Raw genomic sequence first — 21,780 nt, forward strand, 5'->3', positions numbered from 1 at the left:
GCCAGGGAAAGCGGCCTTGAGGCCGTGCAGCGATTTGCCAGGAGGTTGTCCAGCTATGTCGAGGGGATAGTGGCCAGCGCTACCTACCGACTAAACACCTCTGTTCTGGAGAGCATGAACAACCGCATCAAGGTGATCAAGCGCACGGCCTACGGATACCGGGACAACGACTACTTCTTCCTAAAGATCAAAGCCGCGTTTCCCGGTAAAGTGCGATGAACCCAAAAAAAGCCCCGCCGTTTAGGGCGGGGCTTTTCGGGGCGAGACCGGTTATCGCTTAAACAGCGACTTCCTGAATCTCAGTAGCAGCGATCCGCTTGCCCTCTTCGGCAGATTTCTGGAATTCCTCAATCTGGTCGAAGTTCATGTAGCGGTAGATTTCGCCAGCCATGGAGTTGATGTTTTTCGCATACTCCTGGTATTCCTCCGGGGTGGGCAGTTTGCCGAGGATCGCGCCCACGGAGGCCAGTTCCGCCGAGGTGAGGTACACGTTGGCACCGTCGCCGAGGCGGTTGGGGAAGTTGCGGGTGGAGGTGGACAGTACGGTGCTGTTCGGGGCCACGCGCGCCTGGTTGCCCATACACAGGGAGCATCCGGGCATTTCGGTGCGGGCACCGGCGGCCCCGTAGATGTTGTAGTAGCCTTCCTCCATCAACTGGTGCTCGTCCATCTTGGTGGGCGGAGCGATCCACATGCGGGTGGAGATGCCGCCCTTGTGCTGCTGCAGCAGCTTGCCCGCGGCGCGGAAGTGGCCGATGTTGGTCATACAGGAGCCGATGAACACCTCGTCCACCTTGTCGCCGGCCACTTCGGACAGCAGGCGGGCGTCGTCCGGGTCGTTCGGGGCGCAGACGATCGGCTCTTTCACCTCGGCCAGGTCGATCTCGATCACCGCGGCGTACTCGGCGTCCTTGTCGGCTTCCATCAGCTGCGGGTTCTCCAGCCACTCTTCCATGGCGCGCGCGCGGCGCTCCAGGGTGCGCTTGGAGCCGTAGCCCTCGGCGATCATCCAGCGCAGCAGGGTGATGTTGGAGCGCAGGTATTCGGCGATGGCCTCTTCCGGCAGTTTGATGGTACAGCCGGCGGCGGAGCGCTCGGCGGAGGCGTCAGACAGCTCGAACGCCTGCTCGACGGTCAGGTTGTCCAGGCCCTCGATCTCGAGGATGCGGCCGGAGAAGATGTTCTTCTTGCCCTTCTTCTCCACGGTCAGCAGGCCCTGCTGGATCGCGTAGTAGGGGATGGCGTGCACCAGGTCGCGCAGGGTGATGCCGGGCTGCATCTCGCCCTTGAAGCGCACCAGTACCGATTCCGGCATATCCAGCGGCATTACGCCGGTGGCGGCGGCGAAGGCCACCAGACCGGAGCCGGCCGGGAAGGAGATGCCCATCGGGAAGCGGGTGTGGGAGTCGCCGCCGGTGCCGACGGTGTCGGGCAGTAGCATGCGGTTCAGCCAGCTGTGGATGATGCCGTCACCGGGGCGCAGGGACACGCCGCCGCGGTTCATAATGAAGTCGGGCAGGGTGTGCTGGGTGTCGATATCCACCGGCTTGGGGTAGGCGGCGGTGTGGCAGAAGGACTGCATCACCAGGTCCGCGGAGAAGCCCAGGCAGGCCAGGTCTTTCAGTTCGTCGCGGGTCATCGGGCCGGTGGTGTCCTGGGAGCCCACGGTGGTCATCTTCGGCTCGCAGTAGGTGCCGGGGCGCACGCCCTCCATGCCGCAGGCCTTGCCGACCATCTTCTGCGCCAGGGTATAGCCCTTGCCGGTGTCCTTCGGCTGCTCCGGCTTGCGGAACAGGTCGGAGGGGGGCAGGCCGAGGGATTCGCGGGCCTTGCCGGTCAGTCCGCGGCCGATAATCAGGTTGATGCGGCCGCCGGCCTGCACTTCGTCCAGCAGCACTTCGGACTTCAGTTTGAATTCGGACAGCACCTTGCCATCCTCGCTCAGGATCTTGCCGTCGTAGGGGCGTATCTCGATGATGTCGCCCATGTTCAGCTCGTCCACCGGTGCTTCGAACACCAGTGCGCCGGCGTCTTCCATGGTGTTGTAGAAGATCGGGGCCACCTTGCCGCCGATGCAGATGCCGCCGCCTTTCTTGTTCGGCACGCCGGGCAGGTCTTCGCCGAAGTACCAGAGCACGGAGTTGGTGGCGGACTTGCGCGAGGAGCCGGTGCCGACCACGTCGCCGACGAAGGCCACCGGCAGGCCCTTGGCCTTGACTTCTTCGATCTGCTTCAGCGGGCCCTTGACGCCGGGCTCTTCCGGCTCCAGGCCTTCGCGCGGCATTTTGTACATGGCCAGCGCGTGCAGGGGGATATCCGGGCGGGACCAGGCGTCCGGGGCAGGGGACAGGTCGTCGGTGTTGGTTTCGCCGGTCACCTTGAACACGGCGACCTTGATGCTTTGCGGCACCTTGTCGCGCTTGGTGAACCACTCGCCGTCGGCCCAGGACTGGATCACGGCCTTGGCGTTTTCATTGCCGGCCTTGGCCTTCTCCTCTACGTCGTGGAAGGCGTCGAACATCAGCAGGGTGCCTTTCAGCTGCTCGGCGGCCAGCTCGCCCAGATCGGCGTCGTCCAGCAGTTCGACCAGGGTGGCGATGTTGTAGCCGCCCAGCATCTGGCCCAGCAGTTTGACCGCGTGCTCGCGATCGATCAGCGGGGACTCCGCTTCGCCCTTGATGATGGCAGACAGGAAGCCGGCCTTGACATAGGCCGCCTCGTCCACACCCGGCGGTACCCGGTGGGTGAGCAGTTCTACCAGTTCCTGTTCCTCGCCGGCGGGGGGATTCTTCAGCAGTTCAACCAGGCCGGCCACTTGTTCGGCGTCCAGCGGCTTCGGCGGAATACCCTGTTCGGCGCGTTCGGCGACGTGTTTGCGATAGGCTTCAAGCACGGATTAGTCCCTCTTGGTGTGTGGGGTGGCACCAACAGCGGATGGAATTCCCGATCGTTTTTCTCTGTGCCGGGATTTTTTGCATTCGTGCCGCTGGAGGCGGGTGGCGAATTCTACAGTAAAGCCCTAATGCTGTTAAGTTTATTGAAAAATCAATAACTTACGCGAATTGTCACTATTTGTTTGGTGAATCTTGGTTAATTCGTGGGCTGCGATCTTCCTTTCGGAATCCAAACAAAATAGTCTACCCGCCACGTTTTTCAGGCCGGCTTGGTTGATCGATGTACAAAAAAGTCCGCACCCCCTGCATAGGCGTCTGCTCCACCGGCATTGGCGACGACGTCTGCCGCGGCTGCAAGCGTTTCGCCCACGAGGTGATCGACTGGAATGCCTACTCCGAGGACCAGCGGCGGATTATCGCCGAGCGCCGCGAGGGCTACCTGGCCAACGCGGTGCGCAGCCAACTGGAGATAGTGGATCAGAACCTGCTGCTGGCGCAGCTGCGCCACCAGCAGATCCGCTTCGACGAGACCCAGAACCCCTACTGCTGGGTGTTCGATCTGCTGCGCGCCGGCGCCAGCCAGATAGAGAATCCCGCCCACTACGGCCTAAAGCCGACGCCTCAGGCGCTCGGCGTACCCCTGGTGGAGTTGCGCAGGCGCATCGACGAGGATTTCTACGCGCTGTCGGTGGCCTACTACCAGCGCTTCGTCGCTCCCGGGCTGCAGCAGGCCTGAGATAGGCTCGCCTTGCGCGCTATTTTCGCAGAAAGACCCGCAGCGCCGGTAAAAATGCTTCCGAGGAGATCGCCAGATCCCGCCGCTGTCGCCGCCGGCTCTGGCTCGGCTGGTGGTCGACGCGGGTAAAGTCCGGCAGCCGGCCGCTCTCGTCCGCCAGCACTAGTACCGGCATGGCCGCGTAGCCCACCTGCCGGTAAGTCTCCCCGTCGCCATCGCGGAATATCTCCGCCACCTGCAGGTTCGGCCGGCTCTGCACCTGTACCTGGCGCAGGTCCCCGTGCTGGCTCCGGTGCAGCCCGGCCAGCAGCTGGCGCTGGTACTGGATGCCCGGGTCCGCGCCCTGCGGGTCCAGCTGTAGCAGTTTTCTTTCGCACCACTGCACCGCCACCTTGCGAATCGACTTGCGCGCCTTGATCCAGGACAGCGCAATCGCATCCGGCCGCTCCGGGCACAGCAGCACCTGGCGGTAGCAGTGGCGCAGGTGCGCGCGCGGGTGGCCGGCGGCCGCGAGCAGCTCACGCACACTGCGGTCCCGCTCCGGGGCGGGGCGCTCGGCCAGGGCGGCCTTGTATTCGGCGATGGCCTTGGCGAAGGCCTCCTTGTCTGCGTTTAGTTGCCGGGCCAGGGTGAGGGTGTCGGGCGGTACCGCCAGCAGCCCGGGAATCTGCAGCGTGGCGCGGGCGTCGCCGGCGCCCGGCGGGTCGCAGTAGTCCAGCTGTGCGAAGAGGGCACCGGCGAGGGCGAAGGGCTGGTCGAAACTGCCGCCGAGGCGCTCCGCCGCGTCCCGGGCGAAGGGCGGCTGCAGCAGGTAGTGCTGCCAGGGCTTGGGCGAAGCCTGCAGCCGCTCGACGGACTGGCGCAGGGCCGCGGCACTGGCATGGAGCCGCTCCAGCAGCGGCGGAACAGTCGCCGCCAGTTTGCGGTGATCGGTCATCTATCGGTTTTCCGGTTCAATTCATGGGTAAAATATTAACCCACTTAATAAGCCGTTATCAATTTGCCGTTAACAGCTCCCCACCCACGGAAATACCGCGCCCGGTTGATTGGGGCGGGGGGCTACTGGGCAACTGCCGTCCCGCCTACCATTGCCCGGTATGAACCGCTCGGAATTCAAAGAGGGACTGCTGCGGGTGATGGAGCGCAAGTCGCATTGGGCCTGGCCGGCGTTTACCGGCGGGCAGGTGCCCAAGGAGCGGCTGCATATCCACCTGGAGCAGGAGTACGGCACCTATGTGCGCGACTTCCCGATACTGATCGCGCGCGCCTATACCCAGTGCCCGCTTGCCGCGGTGCGCCGGGAGCTGGCGGAAAACATCTACGAGGAGGAGACCGGCGGCCTGAGCGGCAGCCGGCCGCACCCGGAGCTGTTCCTCGAGTACCCCCGCGGGTTGGGCATGAACCTGGACCGCTTCAAGCATGTGCAGCTGCTGCCGGCGGCGGCGGAGTTCCGCGCGCTGCTGGACGACGCCACCGGAGGTCACGGCTGGGAGGTGGGCGCGGCGGTGACGACGATATTTCTCGAGGGTACGGAATACGAGCGCGGCGAGCTGGAGCCGGGCGCGCCGCGGCGGCCGCAGTTTGCGCCCTCGGAGCATCCGCTGGTCAAACACTACGGCCTGCCGGTGCAGAACCTGGCCCTGAGCCGGGTGCACCACCAGGTGGAGGGCGGGCACCGCAAGGCGGCCTGGCACCTGATGTTGGACTATGTGGACGAATCGGCGCGCCCCCTGGTGCTGCACTGGATGGGGCTGGTGCTGCACGCCTGGCTCAAATACCGCGACGAGGTGGCCGAGCACTGCGGGCTGGTGAAGACGGCGCAGCCGCGACACTGAATTTCCCGCGCCGGATGGCTATAATCCCGCGCTTTCCCAAGCAGTGTCGCAATTTCCATGAACGCCCAAGTCCCCGATCTGTCCGCCATCCACGATTTCCTGCTGTGCCCGACCCCGGACGCCTGGGTGCAGGCGGCCCTGGCGGAGCCGGAGCTGATGCTGGTGGACCACGCCAACTGCGAGAAGAAGGCTGCGGGCACGGCGCTGAACCTGATGTTCCGCTATCTGGACAATTTCGAGCTGCTGAACAAGATGTCGCGCCTGGCGCGGGAGGAGTTGCGCCACTTCGAGCAGGTGCTGGCGATTATGCAGAAACGCGGCATCGACTATCCCCATATCAGCGCCTCCCGCTACGCCGCGGGTCTGCGCGCGCAGGTGCGCTCCCAGGAGCCGGGACGCCTGGTGGACACATTGATCTGCGGCGCCATCATCGAGGCGCGCTCCTGCGAGCGCTTCGCGCGTATAGCGCCGCACCTGGACGAGGAGCTGCAGAAGTTCTACCTGTCACTGCTGAAGTCGGAGGCGCGCCACTTCCGCGATTACCTGACGCTGGCCCGGAAGGCGACAGCCGAGGACATAGAGCCGCGGGTGCGGCAGCTGCTGGAAGTGGAGCGCGAGCTGGTCGAGGGGGAGGACGGCGAATTCCGTTTTCACAGCGGAGTGCCTAAATAGCGTTCCAGCGGCTTGTATTGGTTTGTAGGAGCCCGCTTGCAGGCGAAGGCCGCGGGAGTCCGGTCTTTCGCTGGGCATATCCCAGGGCTCGCTCCGTCGGGCAGCTTCGCTGCGCCAAATCGCCCCCGGCGATTTGATCGCCTGCAAGCAGGCTCCTACAGGGGGCTCAATCCCGGTCGAGTTTTTCCAGCAGGTCGACAAATTCCTGCAGGTCGTGCGCGTTCTGGTAATCGACCGTGTACTTGTTGTGAAAGAAAACGGTCAGCTGCACCCTGGCCGAGTTGATAAACACCGTATAGCCGTCGAAATCCGTACTCACGGTCAGGCCGCGGTAGCGCCAGCCGTCGCCGTCCCTGACGCCTTCCCTGGTGGCCTTGTCGAAGACGCGCAGCGCCTGCTTGACGTCTATCCTGTGTTCCTGTTCCACGATTACGCTCTTTGCCCATTGCCGATACACACTATAGTGTCAGAGGTTACCGGCATTGTCTGCAAGGAGACGGTCATGGGCGAGAGGCTTCCCGACGAATCCCTGAAGCAGCTGTTTACCGAGGCGCGAACACACAGTCACTGGCTCGACAGGCCGGTGAGCGACGAGACGCTGCAGCGGCTCTACGATCTGATGAAAATGGGACCCACCAGCGCCAACTGCTGCCCGGTGCGCATCGTGTTTATCAAAACCAAGGAGGGCAAGGAGCGGCTGCGCCCGGCGCTGAACGAGGGCAACGTCGACAAGACCATGGCCGCGCCGGTCACCGCGATCATCGCCCACGACCTGAAGTTCTACGAATACCTGCCGAAGCTGTTTCCCCACGCGCCGGCGCGGGACTGGTATGTGGACAACTCGGAGCTGGCCGCCGCAACGGCCTTCCGCAACGGCTCGCTGCAGGGCGGCTATTTTATCCTCGCCGCGCGCTCCCTGGGGCTGGACTGCGGCCCCATGTCCGGCTTTGACAACGCGTTGGTGGATCACGAATTCTTCAGCGAGGCTGGCCGCACGCCTGCCTTCCAGCAGGAGCACTGCCCGGACAGCCATATCAAGTCGAATTTCCTCTGCAATCTCGGCTACGGCGACCCGCAGCTGCTGCACCCGCGCGGCCCGCGGTTTGATTTCGACGAGGTGTGCAAGATCCTCTGAGTTTCAACCTGCCGGCCCGCCCGCATCTCCCCCGCTCAAGGATTCGAGAGCGGCGGCCGGGCTTATCGAGACTTCAATTCCGAAAAACCGCCGGGTTATACTGTATATTTGAACAGTTACCGGTGAATCTTCAATGCGCCTGTTTATCGCCGAAAAGCCCAGCCTGGGGCGCGCCATTGCCGCGGTGCTGCCCGGGCCGCAGCGCAGGGAGGAGGGCTGTATCCGCGCCGCCAATGGCGACGTGGTGAGCTGGTGCATCGGGCATCTGCTGGAGCAGGCGGAGCCGGAGGCCTACAGCCCGTCCTACAGGCGCTGGCGCCTGGATGCACTGCCGATAGTGCCGCAGCAGTGGCAGCTGCAACCTAAAAGCGGCACCCGCAAACAGCTGGCGCTGCTGCGCAAACTGGTGAAGGAGGCGGATCAGCTGGTGCACGCCGGCGACCCGGATCGCGAGGGCCAGTTGCTGGTCGACGAGGTGATCGATTACCTCAAGGTACCGGCGGCGAAGAAACAGGCGATGCAGCGCCTGTTGGTCAGCGACCTGAACCCCAGCGCGGTGGCGCGGGCGTTGCAGCAGATGCGCCCCAACCGGGAGTTTGTGCCGCTGTCGGTATCGGCGCTGGCGCGCAGCCGCGCCGACTGGCTGTACGGCATTAATCTGACCCGCGCCTGCACGGTCAAAGGCCAGCAGGGCGGCCTGAAGCAGGTCTTGTCCGTGGGGCGGGTGCAGACGCCGGTGCTGGGCCTGGTAGTGCGCCGCGACGAAGAGATAGCGCGCTTCGTCAGCCGGCCCTATTACGAGGTGCGCGCCGCCATCCATTTAGACAGGTCGCAGCCGCTGAGTTTTTACGCCCTCTGGCAGCCCAGCGAAGCCTGCGCGCCCCACCAGGACGACGAGGGCAGGGTGCTCAACCCCAAGCTGGCGGCCAATGTGGCCAGCCGGATTCGCCAGCAGGTTGCCACCGTCACCCAGGTGCAGCGGCAGCAGAAGACGCAGGCGCCGCCTCTGCCGTACAACCTGTCGGCACTGCAGATAGACGCGGCGAAAGCGTTTGGCCTGAGTGCGAAACAGGTGCTGGATGCCTGCCAGGTGCTGTACGAGAAACACCAGCTGATCACCTATCCGCGCTCTGACTGCCGCTATCTGCCCGCGGAGCATTACGCCGAGCGCCAGCGGATTGGCGGGGCCATCGCGGCCGGCTGCGACGCGCTGCAATCGGTGCACGCAGGCGCCGACTGGTCGCTGCGCAGCAAGGCCTGGAACGACGCCAAGGTGGATGCCCACCACGGGATTATTCCCACCACCAGGCAGGCATCCTGGGCGCGTCTCGGCAGGGTGGAGCAGCAGCTCTATCAGCTGATTGCGCGGCAGTATCTGCTGCAGTTTTATCCGCGGCATCAATACCTGGAGCTGTGCATCGAGCTGAACATTGCCGGCGGCCGCTTTGTGGCCAAAGAGCGCCGAACCCTTGAGCCCGGCTGGAAGCTGGCTGTGCCCGCACGCTCGCCAGTGGAAGAATCCCCGCCGCTGCCCGAGGTGAAAAAAGGGCAGCTGTTGTGGAGTGGCGAGCCCCGCGTGGATGAGAAGCACACCCAGCCTCCAAAACCTTTCAGCGATGCCAGCCTGCTGGCGGCGATGACAGGAATCAATCGCTTTGTGCGCGATGCGGAACTGAAGAAAATCCTGAAAGACACCGACGGCCTGGGTACCGAGGCCACCCGGGCGGGCATCATCGAGCTGCTGTTCAAGCGCGGCTTTTTGCGGCGCCAGGGCAAAAGCATCCATGCCACCGACCTGGGCAGGGCCCTGATCCGGGCGCTGCCGGAAAGCACGGCGGCACCGGATATGACGGCGCAATGGGAGCGCCAGCTGAACGATATCAGCCGGCGGCAGCTGGATTATGAAGGCTTTATGCAGCCCTTGCAGCGGCAATTGCAGGCGCTGGTGCGCCAGGCCAGCGCGCTGGACAGCCGCGCCTTTGCCGGTATCAAGGCACCGGGTGCGCCTGCCGGCTACAGATCCGGCAAGAGGGGCGCAACCGCAAAGCGTTCGGGCAAAAATCGCCCGCGTCGCCGGGCCGGCGGGCGCCGTTCCAGGAGCGAATTGAGTGAAGCCTGACAGCGCGGATATCGCGCCGGAATCCAGGCTTGGCGACTATGCCACCGTCCCGCGGCTGATCCAGCGCAATACCCGCAGATCCCCAGAGCGCCAGCCGCGCAATGTGTACCAGGCGATGCCGATACCGGTGCCGAGCACGACCATGGCGCTCAGAACGTGCAGCGCTTTAAGCGTCAGGTAGAGGTTCATCGGGGCGCAGCCAGTCTCGGTGCCATCGGCGCGTGGAATTCGAGCCGCTCCATCGCGGTAACCACGGAGTAGGGCGTCAGTTCCGCCAGGATCTCATCGACCGTCAGTAGCTGCCAGCAGGCGGTGGCGCCCCGGTGCGGCCAGTCGCCGCGCAGCAGCTTGCGCGCCATGGCCGCGGCCGGGGCGGCGGGAATCCAGGGGCCGTCGCCGTTCAGGCCGAGAGCCTGCCACTGGAATGCGTCGGCTTCGCCGCGCCGGTTCTCGCCTTCGGCGCGCACCAGCATGCCGCCGTGGCAGCTGCCGCCGGGCCAGAGTTTGGCGAGTCTGTGGCCGAGGTGCGCGAGGCCGGGATTGGTGGCGGGCAGGTTCAGCCGCGCCAGGTGCGCGCAGAGTGTCAGCCCGGTCTGCAGTGTGCGCGGCTCGACCCCGGTGGCGAAGCGCGCACTCTGCAGTTCTGGGAGGTGTCGCGGGCAGAGTTCCAGGTCCGGTACGTCGAAGTCGCACAGCCAGCGCTCGCCCACCGGGTGCGCCAGCTTGACCCGGCGCAGGCGGTTGCCGGCGAAGGACTCGCGCCAGCGGCCGTTCCGCAGCAGCGGAAAGCTGTCGCCGAGGGATTCAAAGCCGGCGCGCACCGTCGCCAGGCCGCGCTCTATCCGATGCGCCGGCGCTATCGCGATCTCCACCGAGCGGATAGCCGGCAGCTCCCGCTGGATTTCCTTCAGCGCCGCGGAGCTGAGGGCCGGCAGGCTGCTGGCGCCGGATATCATCGCAATGCCGGCGGCCTCGGCGGCGGGGGACAGGCGGTGGAAGTCGCACACATAGCGGCGCGCGTCGGCGATATCGATATAGGGGGTGGCGGATTCGATGCAGGCCCGGGCGACGCGGTAGTCGGTCTCCCGCTGGAAGGGGCCGGCGCAGTGAATCAGCAGGTCCAGGTGCAGGGCCTTCAGCTGTGCGGCCAGGTTGATGGCGTCGCGCTCAAGGCGCAGCCCCTCGGCGAGGCCGGGCAGCTTGGCGGCGCAGAGTTCCGCCTTGCGTTTGTCGCGCCCGGCGATGATCAGCTGCAGATCCGGCTCGCCGCTGAGCATCTGCGCTATGCGCGCGCCGAAGGTGCCGTAGCCACCGAGAATCAGTACGCGCTTCCTGTAATTCTTGACCATCCCGGTGCACTCCAATCCTTTGCCTCTGCCCCTGTAGGAGCGGCCCTTGGCCGCGATCGGGCTACGGGGTTCCCCCGATTTCAATCGCGGCCATGGGCCGCCCCTACAGCACTATGCCCGAATCATCCTATGGGCCAGTGGATCAGTTCAAGCGAGTCTTTGTCCGCCTTTACGCACCAGCCCCGCTCGCCCCAGTCGCCGAGCACTATGCGCTCGGCCGCCTCGCCGTCGAGGGTCAGCTGGTGGCGCGCGGGTCTGTGGGTGTGGCCGTGGATCAGGGTGCGCACCCCCTGTTCGCGCATGACCCTTTCCACCTCTTCCTGTGTTACGTCCATGATGTCCTCGGCCTTGCGGCTGTTCATGGACTTGGATACGGTGCGGATCTGCGCGGCGATAGCGCGCCGCTCCTCGACGGGCTTGGCCAGCAGCTGCCGCTGCCAGTTGGGATCGCGGGCCTGCCGGCGGAAGGCCATATACTCGCTGTCGCGGGTACAGAGGCTGTCGCCGTGCATCAGCAGGACCTTTTGCCCGGCCAGGGTGACGGTGCTCGGATCCGGCAGCAGCACCGCGCCGGCGCGCCGGGCGAAGTCCTGGCCGAGCAGAAAGTCGCGGTTGCCGTGCATCAGGTACAGCTCGGCGCCGCTGCCGCTGTAGCGGCTCAGCGCTTCGGCCACCTCCGCGGCCAGCGGCGCGTCGTCGTCATCGCCGATCCACACCTCGAAGAAGTCGCCGAGGATATACAGCGCCTCGGCGCCGGCGGCGGGACCGCGCAGGAAGTCGAAGAAGGCCTCGCTGATCTGCGGGCGGCTCTCGTCCAGGTGCAGGTCGGAGATCAGGTAGCTGGTCACTGTGCTCGCTTCCTTGGAGTGGAATTGACCCTTGTAGGAGCGGCCCATGGCCGCGATAGATCTGCCTGAGTGGCATACACCTGTCGCGGTTATGGGCCGCTCCTACAGAGGGGAGGGGGATCAGTCCTCGGCGATGGTCACGCCGGTGATCTCGATGGTCTCCAGCGGCACGTCCTGGTGGAAGCCCTTGCTGCCGGTCTTGACGCTCTTGATCTTGTTGACCACGTCCATGCCGTCCACGACCTTGCCGAACACACAGTAGCCCCAGCCCTGCGGGTCCTTACTGCGGAAGTTCAGGAAGTCGTTGTCCTTTACGTTGATAAAGAACTGGGAACTGGCGGAGTGGGGGTCCATGGTGCGGGCCATGGCGACGGTGCCGGTGTCGTTCTTGAGGCCGTTGTCGGCTTCGTTCTCGATCGGCTCGCGGGTCTCTTTCTGCTGCATGTCCGGGGTCATGCCGCCGCCCTGGATCATGAAGTTGTCGATCACCCGGTGAAAGATGGTGCCGGTGTAGAAGCCGTCGCGGCAGTATTGCAGGAAGTTGGCCGCGGTCTTGGGAGCCTTGTCAAAGTCCAGTTCGATGGCGATGTCGCCGTGAGTCGTATGCAGGGTGATCATAAAATATCCTGATGGGTGAATTTGGGGCGGCATAATACCCTGTCGCCCGGGGCTGTAAAACGGCGGCGCGGCGGCTGCGCCCGCTCTGTACAAAAAATGGCCTGATGGCGCCGTAAGTGCCCACAGCAAAACCGATATTCTGCCGCTCAACTAGGCTATAATCCGCCGCTTACATTCGCACAGCTGTAAGAGAATCCTATGACATCCGAGAGCAAGCCCGCTCACTTTTTACAGAACATTATTCGCGAAGACCTGGCCGAGGGCCGGGTGTCCCAACTGGCCACGCGCTTCCCGCCGGAGCCCAACGGCTACCTGCATATCGGCCACGCCAAGTCCATCTGCCTCAACTTCGGCCTGGCGCAGGAGTTCGGCGGCACCTGCAACCTGCGCTTCGACGACACCAACCCGGCCAAGGAAGAGGAAGAGTATGTAGACGCGATCAAGCGCGACGTCTCCTGGCTCGGCTTCGAGTGGAACGGCGAGGCCAGATACACCTCGGATTACTTCGACCAGCTGTACGAGTGGGCCCTGCACCTGATCAAAGAGGGCAAGGCCTACGTCTGCCACCTGTCCCCGGAGGAGGCGCGCCAATACCGCGGCACCCTGACCGAGCCGGGCAAAAACAGCCCCTACCGCGACCGCTCGGTGGAGGAGAACCTGGCGCTGTTCGAACAGATGAAGAATGGCGAATTCGAAGAGGGCCAGTGCAGCCTGCGCGCCAAGATCGATATGGCCGCGCCCAATATCAACCTGCGCGACCCGATCATCTACCGCATCAAGAAGATGGCCCACCACCAGACCGGCGACAAGTGGTGCATCTACCCCAGCTACGACTTCGCCCACGGCCAGTCGGATGCGATAGAGGGTATCAGCCACTCCATCTGCACCCTGGAGTTCGAGGACCACAGGCCGCTGTACGACTGGTTTATCGACAACCTGCCGGTGCCGTCGCGCCCGCGCCAGTACGAGTTCGCGCGCCTGAATCTGAACTACACGGTGGTGTCCAAACGCAAGCTGAAGCAGCTGGTGGACGAGGGCCATGTAGACGGCTGGGACGACCCGCGTATGCCGACCCTGTCCGGCCAGCGCCGCCGCGGCGTGCCGCCGGCGGCCATTCGCAACTTCTGTGAGATGATCGGTGTGACCCGCTCCGACTCGGTCGTGGACGTGGGCATGCTGGAGTACTGCATCCGCGACGAGCTGGACAAGACTGCCCCCCGCGCCATGTGCGTGATGGAGCCGCTCAAGGTCACGCTGAGCAATTACCCGGAAGGCAGGGAGGAAATCCTGTCCGCCCCCGGCCACCCGGTGCGCGACGACCTGCCGGCGCGGGAACTGCCGTTTACCCGCACCCTCTATATTGAGAAAGAGGACTTCCGCGAGGAGGCCAACAAGAAGTACAAGCGCCTGGTGCTGGGCAAAAAGGTGCGCCTGCGAAACGCCTATGTGATTCAGGCGGACGAGGTGGTCAGGAACGACGCCGGCGAAATCGTCGAGGTCATCTGCTCCGTGGACCTGGACACCCTCGGCAAGGATCCGGCGGACGGCGTCAAGCCGAAGGGCGTGATCCACTGGGTCTCGGCGGAGAAGAATGTGGACTGCGAGGTACGCCTCTACGACCGCCTGTTCAGCGATCCGGCGCCGGACGCGGGGGACAAGAACTTCCTCGATTTCGTCAACCCGGGCAACTTGAAGATTCTGCAAGGCTGCAAGGCCGAAATTGGACTGGCACAGGCGGAGCCGGAGCGGAGCTACCAGTTCGAGCGCAACGGCTACTTCTGCCGCGACAACAAGTACGGCAGCGCGGAAAAGCCGGTCTTCAACCGCACCATCGGCCTGCGCGACAGCTGGGCCAAGGAACAGGCGAAGGGTTGATGGGCAAAGCAAAGCCTGCCCATCATCCGCCACGGCAAGATCAATTTGCGAGAAACAATGCCTCTACAGCTCTACAACACCTTCTCCGGACAGAAAGAAACCTTCACCCCGCTGGTGGAAGACCGCGTGCGCATGTACGTCTGCGGCCCCACCGTCTACAACCGCGTGCATATCGGCAACGCGCGCCCGGCGGTGGTGTTCGACACCCTCTACCGGCTGCTGAAGAAAAACTTCAGCGACGTGGTCTACGCGCGCAATATCACCGATATCGACGACAAGATCATGAAGGCCGCGCGCGACAACGGCGAGGAGATCGGCGCCCTGTCGGCGCGCTTCGCCCAGGCCTATTTCGAGGATATGGCCGCGCTCAACAACCTGGAGCCGGACGTCATCCCCTACGCAACCCAACACCTGCCGGAAATGATCGACATGATCGAGCGGCTGATCGAGAAGGGCCACGCCTACGCGGCGGAGGGCCATGTACTTTTCGCGGTGGACACGATGGAGGACTACGGCAAGCTGTCCAAGCGCTCCCTGGACGATATGCTCGCCGGCGCCCGCGTCGAGGTCGCACCCTACAAGAAGTACGCCGGCGACTTCGTGCTGTGGAAACCGTCCAAAGACGACGAGCCCGGCTGGGACAGCCCCTGGGGCCGCGGCCGCCCGGGCTGGCACCTGGAGTGCTCGGCGATGATCAAAAAGCACCTGGGCGACACCATCGATATCCACGGCGGCGGCCGCGACCTGACCTTCCCGCACCACGAAAACGAGCGCGCCCAGAGCTGCTGCGCCAACGGCGTCGACTTCGTGCGCTACTGGATGCACAACGGCTACGTCAATATTGACGGCGAGAAGATGTCCAAGTCCCTGGGCAACTTCCGCATGGTCAACGACCTGCTCAAACAGTACCCGGGCGAGGTGCTGCGCTTCGCGCTGCTCTCCGCCCACTATCGCTCGGAGCTGAATTTCAGCGCCGACCTGCTGGACCAGGCCCAGCGCAGCCTCGACTCCCTCTACGGCGCCCTGCGCGAAACCGCAGAGGTGGAAGCCGCAGCGGCCGATCTGGAGGGCAGTGCATTTATCGCCGCGCTGGAGGACGACTTGAACACGCCGATCGCGATCAGCGAAATGCACCAGCTGGCCAAGGCGCTGAACAAGGCGGCCCCCGCCGACAGGCCGCGCCTCAAGGGCGAGCTGCTGGCCGCCGGCGAGATGCTCGGCATATTGCAGCAGGACGCCGAGGCCTGGTTCAAGCAGTCCCGCGGCGGCGAGGAGGAGATCAGTGAAGACGAAATCGAACGGCTGATCGCCGAGCGCGCCCAGAGCAAGAAGGACAGAAACTTCGCCCGCGCCGATGAGATCCGCGAGGAGCTGAAGGCCAAGGGAGTGGTGCTGGAAGACAGCCGTGAAGGCACCAAGTGGCGTCGCGAGTAAGTGTTTTCTCCCTCCGCCCCTTGGGGGAGAGGTAAGCGTACCGTAGGATGGGCAAAGCGCAGCGTGCCCATCACCGCAGTTTGATGGGCGCGCTGCGCTTTGCCCATCCTGCAAATAGACAGAAACTAGAATGAAAAAAATAGTTACCCTCACCACCGCTGTCGTCGCCCTGTTGACCCTGACCGCCTGCGAGCCGAAGCGCGGCTCGGAGAAGTGGTGCAAAAAAATGGACGAGGTCCCGAAGGGCGAGTGGACCCTGAACGACGCCAGCGACTACACCAAATACTGCGTGTTCAACCAGAAGCCCGAAGAAGAGTAAGCGGAAGCGACGCGGTTGTTCTTCGACGATCCCTACCAGCACTTCTTCCGCCCGCTGACCGGAAAGTACCGCGCGCAGGTGGTCGAGTGCCTGCGCCTGCTGTACGAGCGCCTGTATACCGCCAAGGCGGACTACGGCGAGTCGCTGGCGCGCGAGCAGATACTCGAAATCTTTTCCGAGGCACTGACTCGCGCGCCGCAGCTGGACAGCGATGACAGCAACCAGGACTCCGAAGGCCGTTTCCGCAACCTGCGCGAGCAGGCTGTATGGGTGCTAAACAGTCTGGTGGAACACGGCTGGCTGGAAAAACAGGTGGACAGCGCGACCCTGTCCGCCAGCTATCCGTTCAGCCGCCGCGGCCGCCTGTTCACCCAGCCGCTGGTGGAGGTGAACAGCACCCGCGTGCGCACCCGCCACCGCAACACGCGCAACACCCTCAACGCACTGGAGGCATTTGCCAGCCGCGGCGAGATCCACGACCTGATCGACGCCTGGGAATACTCGGAGCGCATCGTCGCCGACTTCACCGATATGATCGCCGAGCTCGAGGAGCGCAAGCGCGAGCTGGTGCGCGAGGTGGAGGCGCAGCTGCTGGTGCAGCAGGCCACCGACGAGTTCTTTTCCTTTATGGAGAGCCGCTTCCAGCCGGACCTGGCGATCCGCCTGTCCGCGGACAGCGTGGAGAAGCACCGCGATGCGATCGGCAAGGTTATCGCGCGTATCCGTCGCAAGGACAAGCTCGCCAAGGCCGAGTGGGAAAAGCGCCTGCGCCAGCTGCTGCCGGAGCTGGTGGAAGAGGGGCGCTCTCTGCTGTGGCTGATGCTCGACACCATCGAGGACCGCATGCGCCGCGCCTGCGAAGTGAAGCTGCCGGCGCTGCGCCGCGCGCTGCAGGGCTTTACCAAGCGCGCCGATATCATCATCCGCCAGCTCAGCTACCTGCACAGCCAGTCGGATGGCGACTTCGCCGACCTGTGTCAGCGCCTCGGCGACAACCCGCACAAATCCGCACTGCTGGAAAAACTCGGCGAGCAGATGGGCGGCTTCCAGCTGCGCCTGTTCGACCCCAAACAGACCCAGCTGTGGCAGCGCAGCCGCCGCCAGCCGGTCAATACCCGGGTGGAGGAGCAGGCGCCGCTGGCGGAGGAAAACCGCCGGGAGATCGCCCTGCAGCAGCTGCTGGACCAGGCCTTCAACTTCAACAGTGGCCACCTGCGCGACTATCTGCAAACGGCTCTGGGCAGCGGCCGCCGTATCAACAGCCGCGATCTGCCGTTGAAAGACGCCCGCGACCTGCTCGCCATGAGCCACGCGCTGGAGGCCGCGGCGGTCAACCAGAGCGGTATCGCCACCCTGGAAGTGCGTTTCACCGGCGAGACTGCCAGCAACGACTATTTCGAGAAGTTCGACGAATATATCCTGGAAGTGAAAGAAAGTGATTGAACAGGCCTTGGAAGAAGCGCTGACCCAGTGTCGCCTGACCCGCGGGGAGTTCTCCGAACTGCTGGTGCGGCTGCTGGATTACGGCGTTATCTGCCGCGACGAGAGCCAGGTGGAAACGCAGTTGTACGACCGCTTCCAGCGCTGCGAACAGCTGGTGCGCGAGTGGCTGGCACCGCTGGGACTGCGCCTGCAGCACGACAGCCGCTTCCAGTTTATCCGCGTCTATCCGCCCGGTGCCGAAGTGCCGGGCCTGCCGGACCAGGAGGAGCCCCACCACGGCGGCTTCCGCGCGCGCCTGACCCAGCAGGAGGTGGCCGCGATACTGGTGCTGCGGGTCGAATACGACAAGGCGCTGCGGGAAGGGCAGGTGGACGAAAACGGCTGCGCGGCCCTCTCACTCGAAGCGCTGGAGCTGGGGCTGCGCAACCTGCTGAAAATGTCCCTGCCGGACAAGCTGGCGGAACGCAAAAACCTGCTGAAGAAACTGCGCCAGCTGCGCCTGGTGCAGTTCGCCGGCGAGGACTCCGAAGCGGCCGCGGATATCTGGCTGCGCGTGCGCCCGACCATCGCGCACTTCGTCGGCGAGGAGGCGCTGCGGCAGCTGCTCGACGGGCAGCCGAAGGAACGGGAAACTGAAGAGCGCATCACGCCGGACAGCGAAGACCACAGTCTCTTTGCCGAACCGAATCCGGCCAACGACTGACTGTAGGATGGGCAAAGGAGCGTAGCGACGTGCCCATCAATTGGGGTTGATGGGCACGCTGCGCTCTGCCCATCCTACAAATGCAGCAAAAACAAAATTTGTGAAGATGCTCCCCGTGCGGGAACCCTTATGTTTCTGAAAAAACTGATCCTGATCAACTGGGGCAATATTCCCCAGCTGGAATACGAATTCGGCCCCATCAACCTGTTTTCCGGCGGCAACGGCTCCGGCAAGACCACGGCCGCCGACGCGATCCAGACGCTGATGACCGCGGCCCACGACACGCTGTTTACCTTCAACCCGGGCCAGGACGAGACCACCCAGCGCGGCCGCGGTGGCAAGCAGGTGCGCACGCTCGCCTCCTATGTGCTCGGCTGTGACGACGGCAGCTACGCGCGTCTGCAGCCAACCGATTGTTATATCGCCGGTGTCTTCTACCCGACCAGCGGCGAGGACGGCGAGCCCTTCACCTCGGTGATGGCGATACGCGCCCACCTGGACACCAGCACCAAGCCGGCGCAGGCGCGCCAGAGCGATCTGCGTTTCTTTATTTTCCCCGGCGAGCAGCTGTCCATCGGCGACTTTATCCGCGACTACAAGGACGGCAAGCACCTGCTGCCGCTGGACAAGTTCCACTCGGTGCTCAGCAAGCAGTTCGAGAAAGTCGAGCAGTACGACAAGAAAAAGGCCTACCTGCGCCGCCTGTACGGCGCCCTGCGCGGCCGCCGCGACGCGGTGCCGGATCGCGAGGCGATGCACGCGGCGCGTACCTTTGCCAACTTCATGGCTTACAAGCCGGTCAAGAGCATCAACGATTTCGTCGCGCAGGAGGTGTTGGAGAAGCGCGACCTGGGCGATGCAATACGCTCCGTTTCCGAGTTGATGAAAACCATCCACGGTATGGAGCAGGAGGCGCGTGAAATTGTCGAGCGCATAGACGCGCTGCAGCAGATCGCCGAGGCGTCCGATCTCTACACCGAGCGCTGGCGGCAGCTGCGGGTGCATGAATACCTGCAGTCCAAGCACCGGCAGCTGCAGGTGCAGAAAACCTACCTGGAAGGAAAGAGCCGGCAGAAGGCGGTGGGCGCCGAGCTGGAGCGCACCGGTCAGGAGCTTCGGCTGGCGGAACAGCGCTGCCGTGAACTGTCCCGGCAACTGGTGGAGGTTCAGGCCCAGCGCCAGGGTATTGCCGCGCTGCGCAGCAAAGATGAGCTGGAGCAGAGGATCGCCGACGCCAACCGCGCTCTGTCGGCGCTGGCCAATCCGCTGTCGGCACAGCAGCAGGCTTTCGCGGCCAATCGCGCCGCGGCGGCCGATCTGCTGGCGATGATCAATACCACTTCCATTTCCGTGGATATTCCGGCATTCGCCGACCAGGGGCTCGGGAAGGCGGTCAAGGCCGCCGCCCGCGCGGAGGATCTGCCGGACCTGCAGAATCTGCTCGGCCGGGACTGGATCGACCTGTCGGCACAGGAGTCCCTGCGCGAGCAGGTGGCCGCCGCGGAGGCCGTGCAGAACCGCCTCGCCAGCCAGTTGGACGACTCGGATCCTAGTCGCAAGTCGCTGCGGGAAGAGGTGGCGGAGCTGGTATCGCGCGGCGCGCTGAAAGTGCAGCAGATGCAGAAGCAGCTGCACGCCCAGGAAAGCCGCATCCAGCATTTGGAATCCAATCGCGTGCGCTATCCGCAGGCGGTGGAGCAGGCGCTGGCGGCGATCCGCGAACAGTGTCCGCAGGCGGAACCGCGGGTGCTGTGTGACTATGTGGAGGTGCTGGACGAGCGCTGGCAGATGGCGGTGGAGGGCTACCTCGGCGGCGCGCGCTTCTCGATTATCGTGGAGCCGGATTGCGAGGCCGCGGCCATCCGCATAGTCCGCAGCCTGCCCGGCAGGAGCAACCGCGCGCGGGTGATCCAGGGGGACAAGGCACGCCGCGACGCGGAGCGGGTGCCGCTGCCCAAGGGGTCCATCGTCGAGCTGATGGCATTCAGCCACAAGACCGCCGAATACTATCTGCGCGCCTCCTACGGCTCGGTACTGCAGGTGCGCGACGAAAACGAACTGCGCGGAACCCGTCGCGGCCTGACCGCGGACGGCCTGGCCAGCGGCAACTACAGCATGTGGCGCTGCGATATCGACGATGCGGACCTGGTCTTCGGTCAGGCCGCCCGCGCCAGAGCGCTGGCGGCCCAGCGCCAGGCGCTGGAGCAGATGCTGGCGGAGGCGGCCCAGTTGGGGGAATACCAGCAGCAGCTGCGCAAACTGTCCGAGGCGGTGCGCGCCTTTACGCCGCTGCGACTGCTCGAGTCCGTCGACGGGGCGCTGGCGGCCCAGCGCGAATTGCGCAGTGCGGAACAGGCCCTGGCGAACCTGGATCTCGAAGACGGCATCGAACTGGAGCGCCAGGCATCGGCGCTGCACGACAAGTTGGAGGCGGAGCGCCGTGCCCAGGCGGCCCTGCAGAAGCAGGAGGGCAAGCTCGAGGGGGACCTGGAGAATATCGAGCGGCAGCTGAAGGGCCTCGCATCCCAGCTGGATGCCCTGGAGGAAAACCTGTCGGACTGCGAGGCGGCGGTACAGCGGATAGCGCAGGTCAGCCCGGACTTCGACGCCGACTCGGTACTGCACCGCGCCGACGAGCAGGCCGCGCGCGCCGGGGGCGATTTCGATTTTGCCAAGGATCTGGAAGAGTGGCAGGGGCTGCTGCAGAAATACCAGAGCCAACTGCTCAACGGCGTCAGGGATTACAACGGCAGCTGTGGCACCGGCGACACCCTGGCGTTTGATCCGGATTTTTCCGCCGGCCACGACGAGGGACAGTTCAAGTTGGTGTGCGGCCTGCAGCAACAGGTGGAAGCGCTGCGCAACCGCCTGAAAAACAATCTGCTGGTGGAGCGCCACGAGCAATTGGTGGGGTTGAAGAAATCCTTCAACACCACCTTCGTCACCCACCTGTGCCACGCCATCTACCAGTCCATCAACGACGGCAAGCGGGTGCTGGACGACCTGAACCGGGAGCTGGAACACCACCGCTTCGGCGCCGACCGCGAGCGCTTCCGCTTCGCCTACAGTTGGGTGCCGGAGTTCAAGGAGTACTGGAGTTTCTTCAAGGCGGTGATCGAACTGCCCAACCTGGGGGAGGAGGAGAGCCTATTCGACGCGCAGCTGAGCCCCGCGCAGCAGAAGGTGCGCGACAAGCTGCTGAATATGCTGCTCAGCGACGACGAACAGGTCGCGCGGCGGGAGCTGGAGCGTATCAGCGACTACAGAAACTACCGCAACTACGAAATCTTCAAGGAGCCGGAGGGCAAGGAGCCGATCGCGCTCAGCCAGTACGGCACCGGTTCCGGCGGACAGTTGGAGACCCCCGCCTACATTATCCGCTCCGCGGCGGTGACCTCGGCCTTCCGCTTCAATGAGGGCGGCAGTCACCTGCAGATGGTGCTGGTGGACGAGGCCTTCTCGAAGATGGACGAATCCCGCTCGCGGGAAGTCATTCGCTATCTGACCGAAACCCTCGGCTTGCAGCTGCTGTTTATCATGCCGAGCAGCAAGTCGGGGCCCTTTATGGATCTGATCTCCAACCAGTTCGTGTTCAGCAAGTGCCCGAGCCCCGAGCCGATCGGCCAGCTGCACACCCGCGTGTACGTGGACCGCAAGGTCTGCAACCGCGATAGGATCGCCGAACTCTGGGCCAATCACCGCCGCACGATACGCCAGCAGGCGTCGCTGGACTTTATGGAGCTGGTGGAGAGTTGAGGCTGACTACCCCGTGTAGGAGCGGCCCATGACCGCTCCTACAC

General features: G+C 64.4%; 19 protein-coding genes. 12 read left to right on the forward strand and 7 right to left on the reverse strand.

The features are described from left to right. Positions 1 to 219 (forward strand): transposase (locus ACXAF3_RS16070; RefSeq protein ID WP_475113314.1); only part of this gene is annotated, 219 nt, incomplete at its 5' end. Positions 220 to 277: 58 nt separating this feature from the next. On the opposite strand, the gene acnB is transcribed toward ACXAF3_RS16070, so the two are convergent. Next, positions 278 to 2,893: a bifunctional aconitate hydratase 2/2-methylisocitrate dehydratase gene (gene acnB / locus ACXAF3_RS16075; RefSeq protein WP_475113315.1), complete on the reverse strand. Its 2,616-nt coding sequence runs from the start codon at positions 2,891 to 2,893 to the stop codon at positions 278 to 280. A gap of 281 nt (positions 2,894 to 3,174) precedes the next feature. On the opposite strand from acnB, the gene ACXAF3_RS16080 reads away from it, so the two are divergent. Beyond that, a complete protein-coding gene (locus tag ACXAF3_RS16080; RefSeq protein WP_475113316.1) occupies positions 3,175 to 3,630 on the forward strand; it encodes a DUF1289 domain-containing protein in 456 nt (151 codons plus the stop codon). Between the two features lie 19 nt (positions 3,631 to 3,649). Here the strand turns inward: ACXAF3_RS16080 and ACXAF3_RS16085 are convergent, their stop codons facing one another. Continuing rightward, positions 3,650 to 4,567, reverse strand: coding sequence for a hypothetical protein (locus tag ACXAF3_RS16085; RefSeq protein ID WP_475113317.1), 918 nt, complete (start codon positions 4,565 to 4,567; stop codon positions 3,650 to 3,652). 160 nt (positions 4,568 to 4,727) lie between these two features. Here ACXAF3_RS16085 and ACXAF3_RS16090 point away from each other — a divergent pair, with 160 nt between their 5' ends. Together ACXAF3_RS16090 and ACXAF3_RS16095 are read left to right on the forward strand one after the other, a co-directional pair. After that, complete coding sequence (locus ACXAF3_RS16090) at positions 4,728 to 5,465, forward strand: iron-containing redox enzyme family protein (protein WP_475113318.1); 738 nt, start codon at positions 4,728 to 4,730, stop codon at positions 5,463 to 5,465. A gap of 57 nt (positions 5,466 to 5,522) precedes the next feature. Continuing rightward, on the forward strand, positions 5,523 to 6,137 hold the full coding sequence (locus ACXAF3_RS16095) for a MiaE family protein (protein ID WP_475113319.1): 615 nt from the start codon (positions 5,523 to 5,525) through the stop codon (positions 6,135 to 6,137). Positions 6,138 to 6,303: 166 nt separating this feature from the next. Here ACXAF3_RS16095 and ACXAF3_RS16100 read toward each other — a convergent pair whose 3' ends face one another. Next, on the reverse strand, positions 6,304 to 6,564 hold the full coding sequence (locus ACXAF3_RS16100; RefSeq protein ID WP_475113320.1) for a DUF3081 family protein: 261 nt from the start codon (positions 6,562 to 6,564) through the stop codon (positions 6,304 to 6,306). A 75-nt stretch (positions 6,565 to 6,639) separates the two neighbouring features. Between ACXAF3_RS16100 and ACXAF3_RS16105 the strand changes: the two genes are divergently transcribed. Beyond that, entirely contained in the window at positions 6,640 to 7,272 is a 633-nt protein-coding gene (locus ACXAF3_RS16105; RefSeq protein WP_475113321.1) for a malonic semialdehyde reductase, read from the forward strand. Positions 7,273 to 7,405: 133 nt separating this feature from the next. Then, positions 7,406 to 9,391, forward strand: a complete 1,986-nt coding sequence (locus ACXAF3_RS16110; protein ID WP_475113322.1) for a DNA topoisomerase III — start codon at positions 7,406 to 7,408, stop codon at positions 9,389 to 9,391. Positions 9,392 to 9,427: 36 nt separating this feature from the next. Here the strand turns inward: ACXAF3_RS16110 and ACXAF3_RS16115 are convergent, their stop codons facing one another. The 4 genes from ACXAF3_RS16115 to ACXAF3_RS16130 form a co-directional block, all read right to left on the reverse strand. Further along, on the reverse strand, positions 9,428 to 9,580 hold the full coding sequence (locus ACXAF3_RS16115) for a DUF2269 family protein (RefSeq protein WP_475113323.1): 153 nt from the start codon (positions 9,578 to 9,580) through the stop codon (positions 9,428 to 9,430). After that, complete coding sequence (locus ACXAF3_RS16120) at positions 9,577 to 10,740, reverse strand: saccharopine dehydrogenase family protein (RefSeq protein WP_475113324.1); 1,164 nt, start codon at positions 10,738 to 10,740, stop codon at positions 9,577 to 9,579. The genes ACXAF3_RS16115 and ACXAF3_RS16120 overlap by 4 nt, the downstream gene beginning before the upstream one ends. Before the next feature lie 122 nt (positions 10,741 to 10,862). Continuing rightward, positions 10,863 to 11,588 carry a UDP-2,3-diacylglucosamine diphosphatase gene (locus ACXAF3_RS16125; protein WP_475113325.1) on the reverse strand — a complete coding sequence of 242 codons (726 nt, stop codon included), beginning with the start codon at positions 11,586 to 11,588 and terminating at the stop codon, positions 10,863 to 10,865. A gap of 120 nt (positions 11,589 to 11,708) precedes the next feature. Next, positions 11,709 to 12,206: a peptidylprolyl isomerase gene (locus ACXAF3_RS16130; protein WP_475113326.1), complete on the reverse strand. Its 498-nt coding sequence runs from the start codon at positions 12,204 to 12,206 to the stop codon at positions 11,709 to 11,711. A 198-nt stretch (positions 12,207 to 12,404) separates the two neighbouring features. Between ACXAF3_RS16130 and ACXAF3_RS16135 the strand changes: the two genes are divergently transcribed. The 6 genes from ACXAF3_RS16135 to ACXAF3_RS16160 all read left to right on the forward strand — a co-directional run bounded on the left by ACXAF3_RS16135 (position 12,405) and on the right by ACXAF3_RS16160 (position 21,736). Further along, positions 12,405 to 14,081 (forward strand): glutamine--tRNA ligase/YqeY domain fusion protein, encoded by a 1,677-nt coding sequence (locus tag ACXAF3_RS16135; protein WP_475113327.1) that lies wholly within the window; start codon positions 12,405 to 12,407, stop codon positions 14,079 to 14,081. A gap of 57 nt (positions 14,082 to 14,138) precedes the next feature. Then, on the forward strand, positions 14,139 to 15,515 hold the full coding sequence (gene cysS, locus ACXAF3_RS16140; protein WP_475113328.1) for a cysteine--tRNA ligase: 1,377 nt from the start codon (positions 14,139 to 14,141) through the stop codon (positions 15,513 to 15,515). A gap of 130 nt (positions 15,516 to 15,645) precedes the next feature. Then, positions 15,646 to 15,834 carry a DUF3012 domain-containing protein gene (locus ACXAF3_RS16145; RefSeq protein WP_475113329.1) on the forward strand — a complete coding sequence of 63 codons (189 nt, stop codon included), beginning with the start codon at positions 15,646 to 15,648 and terminating at the stop codon, positions 15,832 to 15,834. 15 nt (positions 15,835 to 15,849) lie between these two features. After that, positions 15,850 to 17,277, forward strand: coding sequence for a Wadjet anti-phage system protein JetA family protein (locus ACXAF3_RS16150; protein WP_475113330.1), 1,428 nt, complete (start codon positions 15,850 to 15,852; stop codon positions 17,275 to 17,277). Continuing rightward, positions 17,270 to 17,980: a DUF4194 domain-containing protein gene (locus tag ACXAF3_RS16155; protein ID WP_475113331.1), complete on the forward strand. Its 711-nt coding sequence runs from the start codon at positions 17,270 to 17,272 to the stop codon at positions 17,978 to 17,980. The genes ACXAF3_RS16150 and ACXAF3_RS16155 overlap by 8 nt, the downstream gene beginning before the upstream one ends. A 129-nt stretch (positions 17,981 to 18,109) precedes the next feature. After that, entirely contained in the window at positions 18,110 to 21,736 is a 3,627-nt protein-coding gene (locus ACXAF3_RS16160; RefSeq protein ID WP_475113332.1) for an ATP-binding protein, read from the forward strand. Positions 21,737 to 21,780: the final 44 nt, after the last annotated feature.

The organism is Microbulbifer sp. ABF4_143, from assembly GCF_056160225.1.

Excerpts from the sequence above, each read along its gene's own strand:
- cysS (WP_475113328.1), top strand. The coding sequence starts at position 14,139 with ATGCCTCTACAGCTCTACAACACCTTCTCCGGACAGAAAGAAACCTTC.
- ACXAF3_RS16090 (WP_475113318.1), top strand. The coding sequence starts at position 4,728 with ATGAACCGCTCGGAATTCAAAGAGGGACTGCTGCGGGTGATGGAGCGC.
- ACXAF3_RS16095 (WP_475113319.1), top strand. The coding sequence starts at position 5,523 with ATGAACGCCCAAGTCCCCGATCTGTCCGCCATCCACGATTTCCTGCTG.
- ACXAF3_RS16135 (WP_475113327.1), top strand. The coding sequence starts at position 12,405 with ATGACATCCGAGAGCAAGCCCGCTCACTTTTTACAGAACATTATTCGC.
- ACXAF3_RS16110 (WP_475113322.1), top strand. The coding sequence starts at position 7,406 with ATGCGCCTGTTTATCGCCGAAAAGCCCAGCCTGGGGCGCGCCATTGCC.
- ACXAF3_RS16145 (WP_475113329.1), top strand. The coding sequence starts at position 15,646 with ATGAAAAAAATAGTTACCCTCACCACCGCTGTCGTCGCCCTGTTGACC.
- ACXAF3_RS16120 (WP_475113324.1), bottom strand. The coding sequence starts at position 10,740 with ATGGTCAAGAATTACAGGAAGCGCGTACTGATTCTCGGTGGCTACGGC.
- ACXAF3_RS16115 (WP_475113323.1), bottom strand. The coding sequence starts at position 9,580 with ATGAACCTCTACCTGACGCTTAAAGCGCTGCACGTTCTGAGCGCCATG.
- ACXAF3_RS16080 (WP_475113316.1), top strand. The coding sequence starts at position 3,175 with ATGTACAAAAAAGTCCGCACCCCCTGCATAGGCGTCTGCTCCACCGGC.
- ACXAF3_RS16105 (WP_475113321.1), top strand. The coding sequence starts at position 6,640 with ATGGGCGAGAGGCTTCCCGACGAATCCCTGAAGCAGCTGTTTACCGAG.
- ACXAF3_RS16130 (WP_475113326.1), bottom strand. The coding sequence starts at position 12,206 with ATGATCACCCTGCATACGACTCACGGCGACATCGCCATCGAACTGGAC.
- ACXAF3_RS16085 (WP_475113317.1), bottom strand. The coding sequence starts at position 4,567 with ATGACCGATCACCGCAAACTGGCGGCGACTGTTCCGCCGCTGCTGGAG.
- ACXAF3_RS16160 (WP_475113332.1), top strand. The coding sequence starts at position 18,110 with ATGTTTCTGAAAAAACTGATCCTGATCAACTGGGGCAATATTCCCCAG.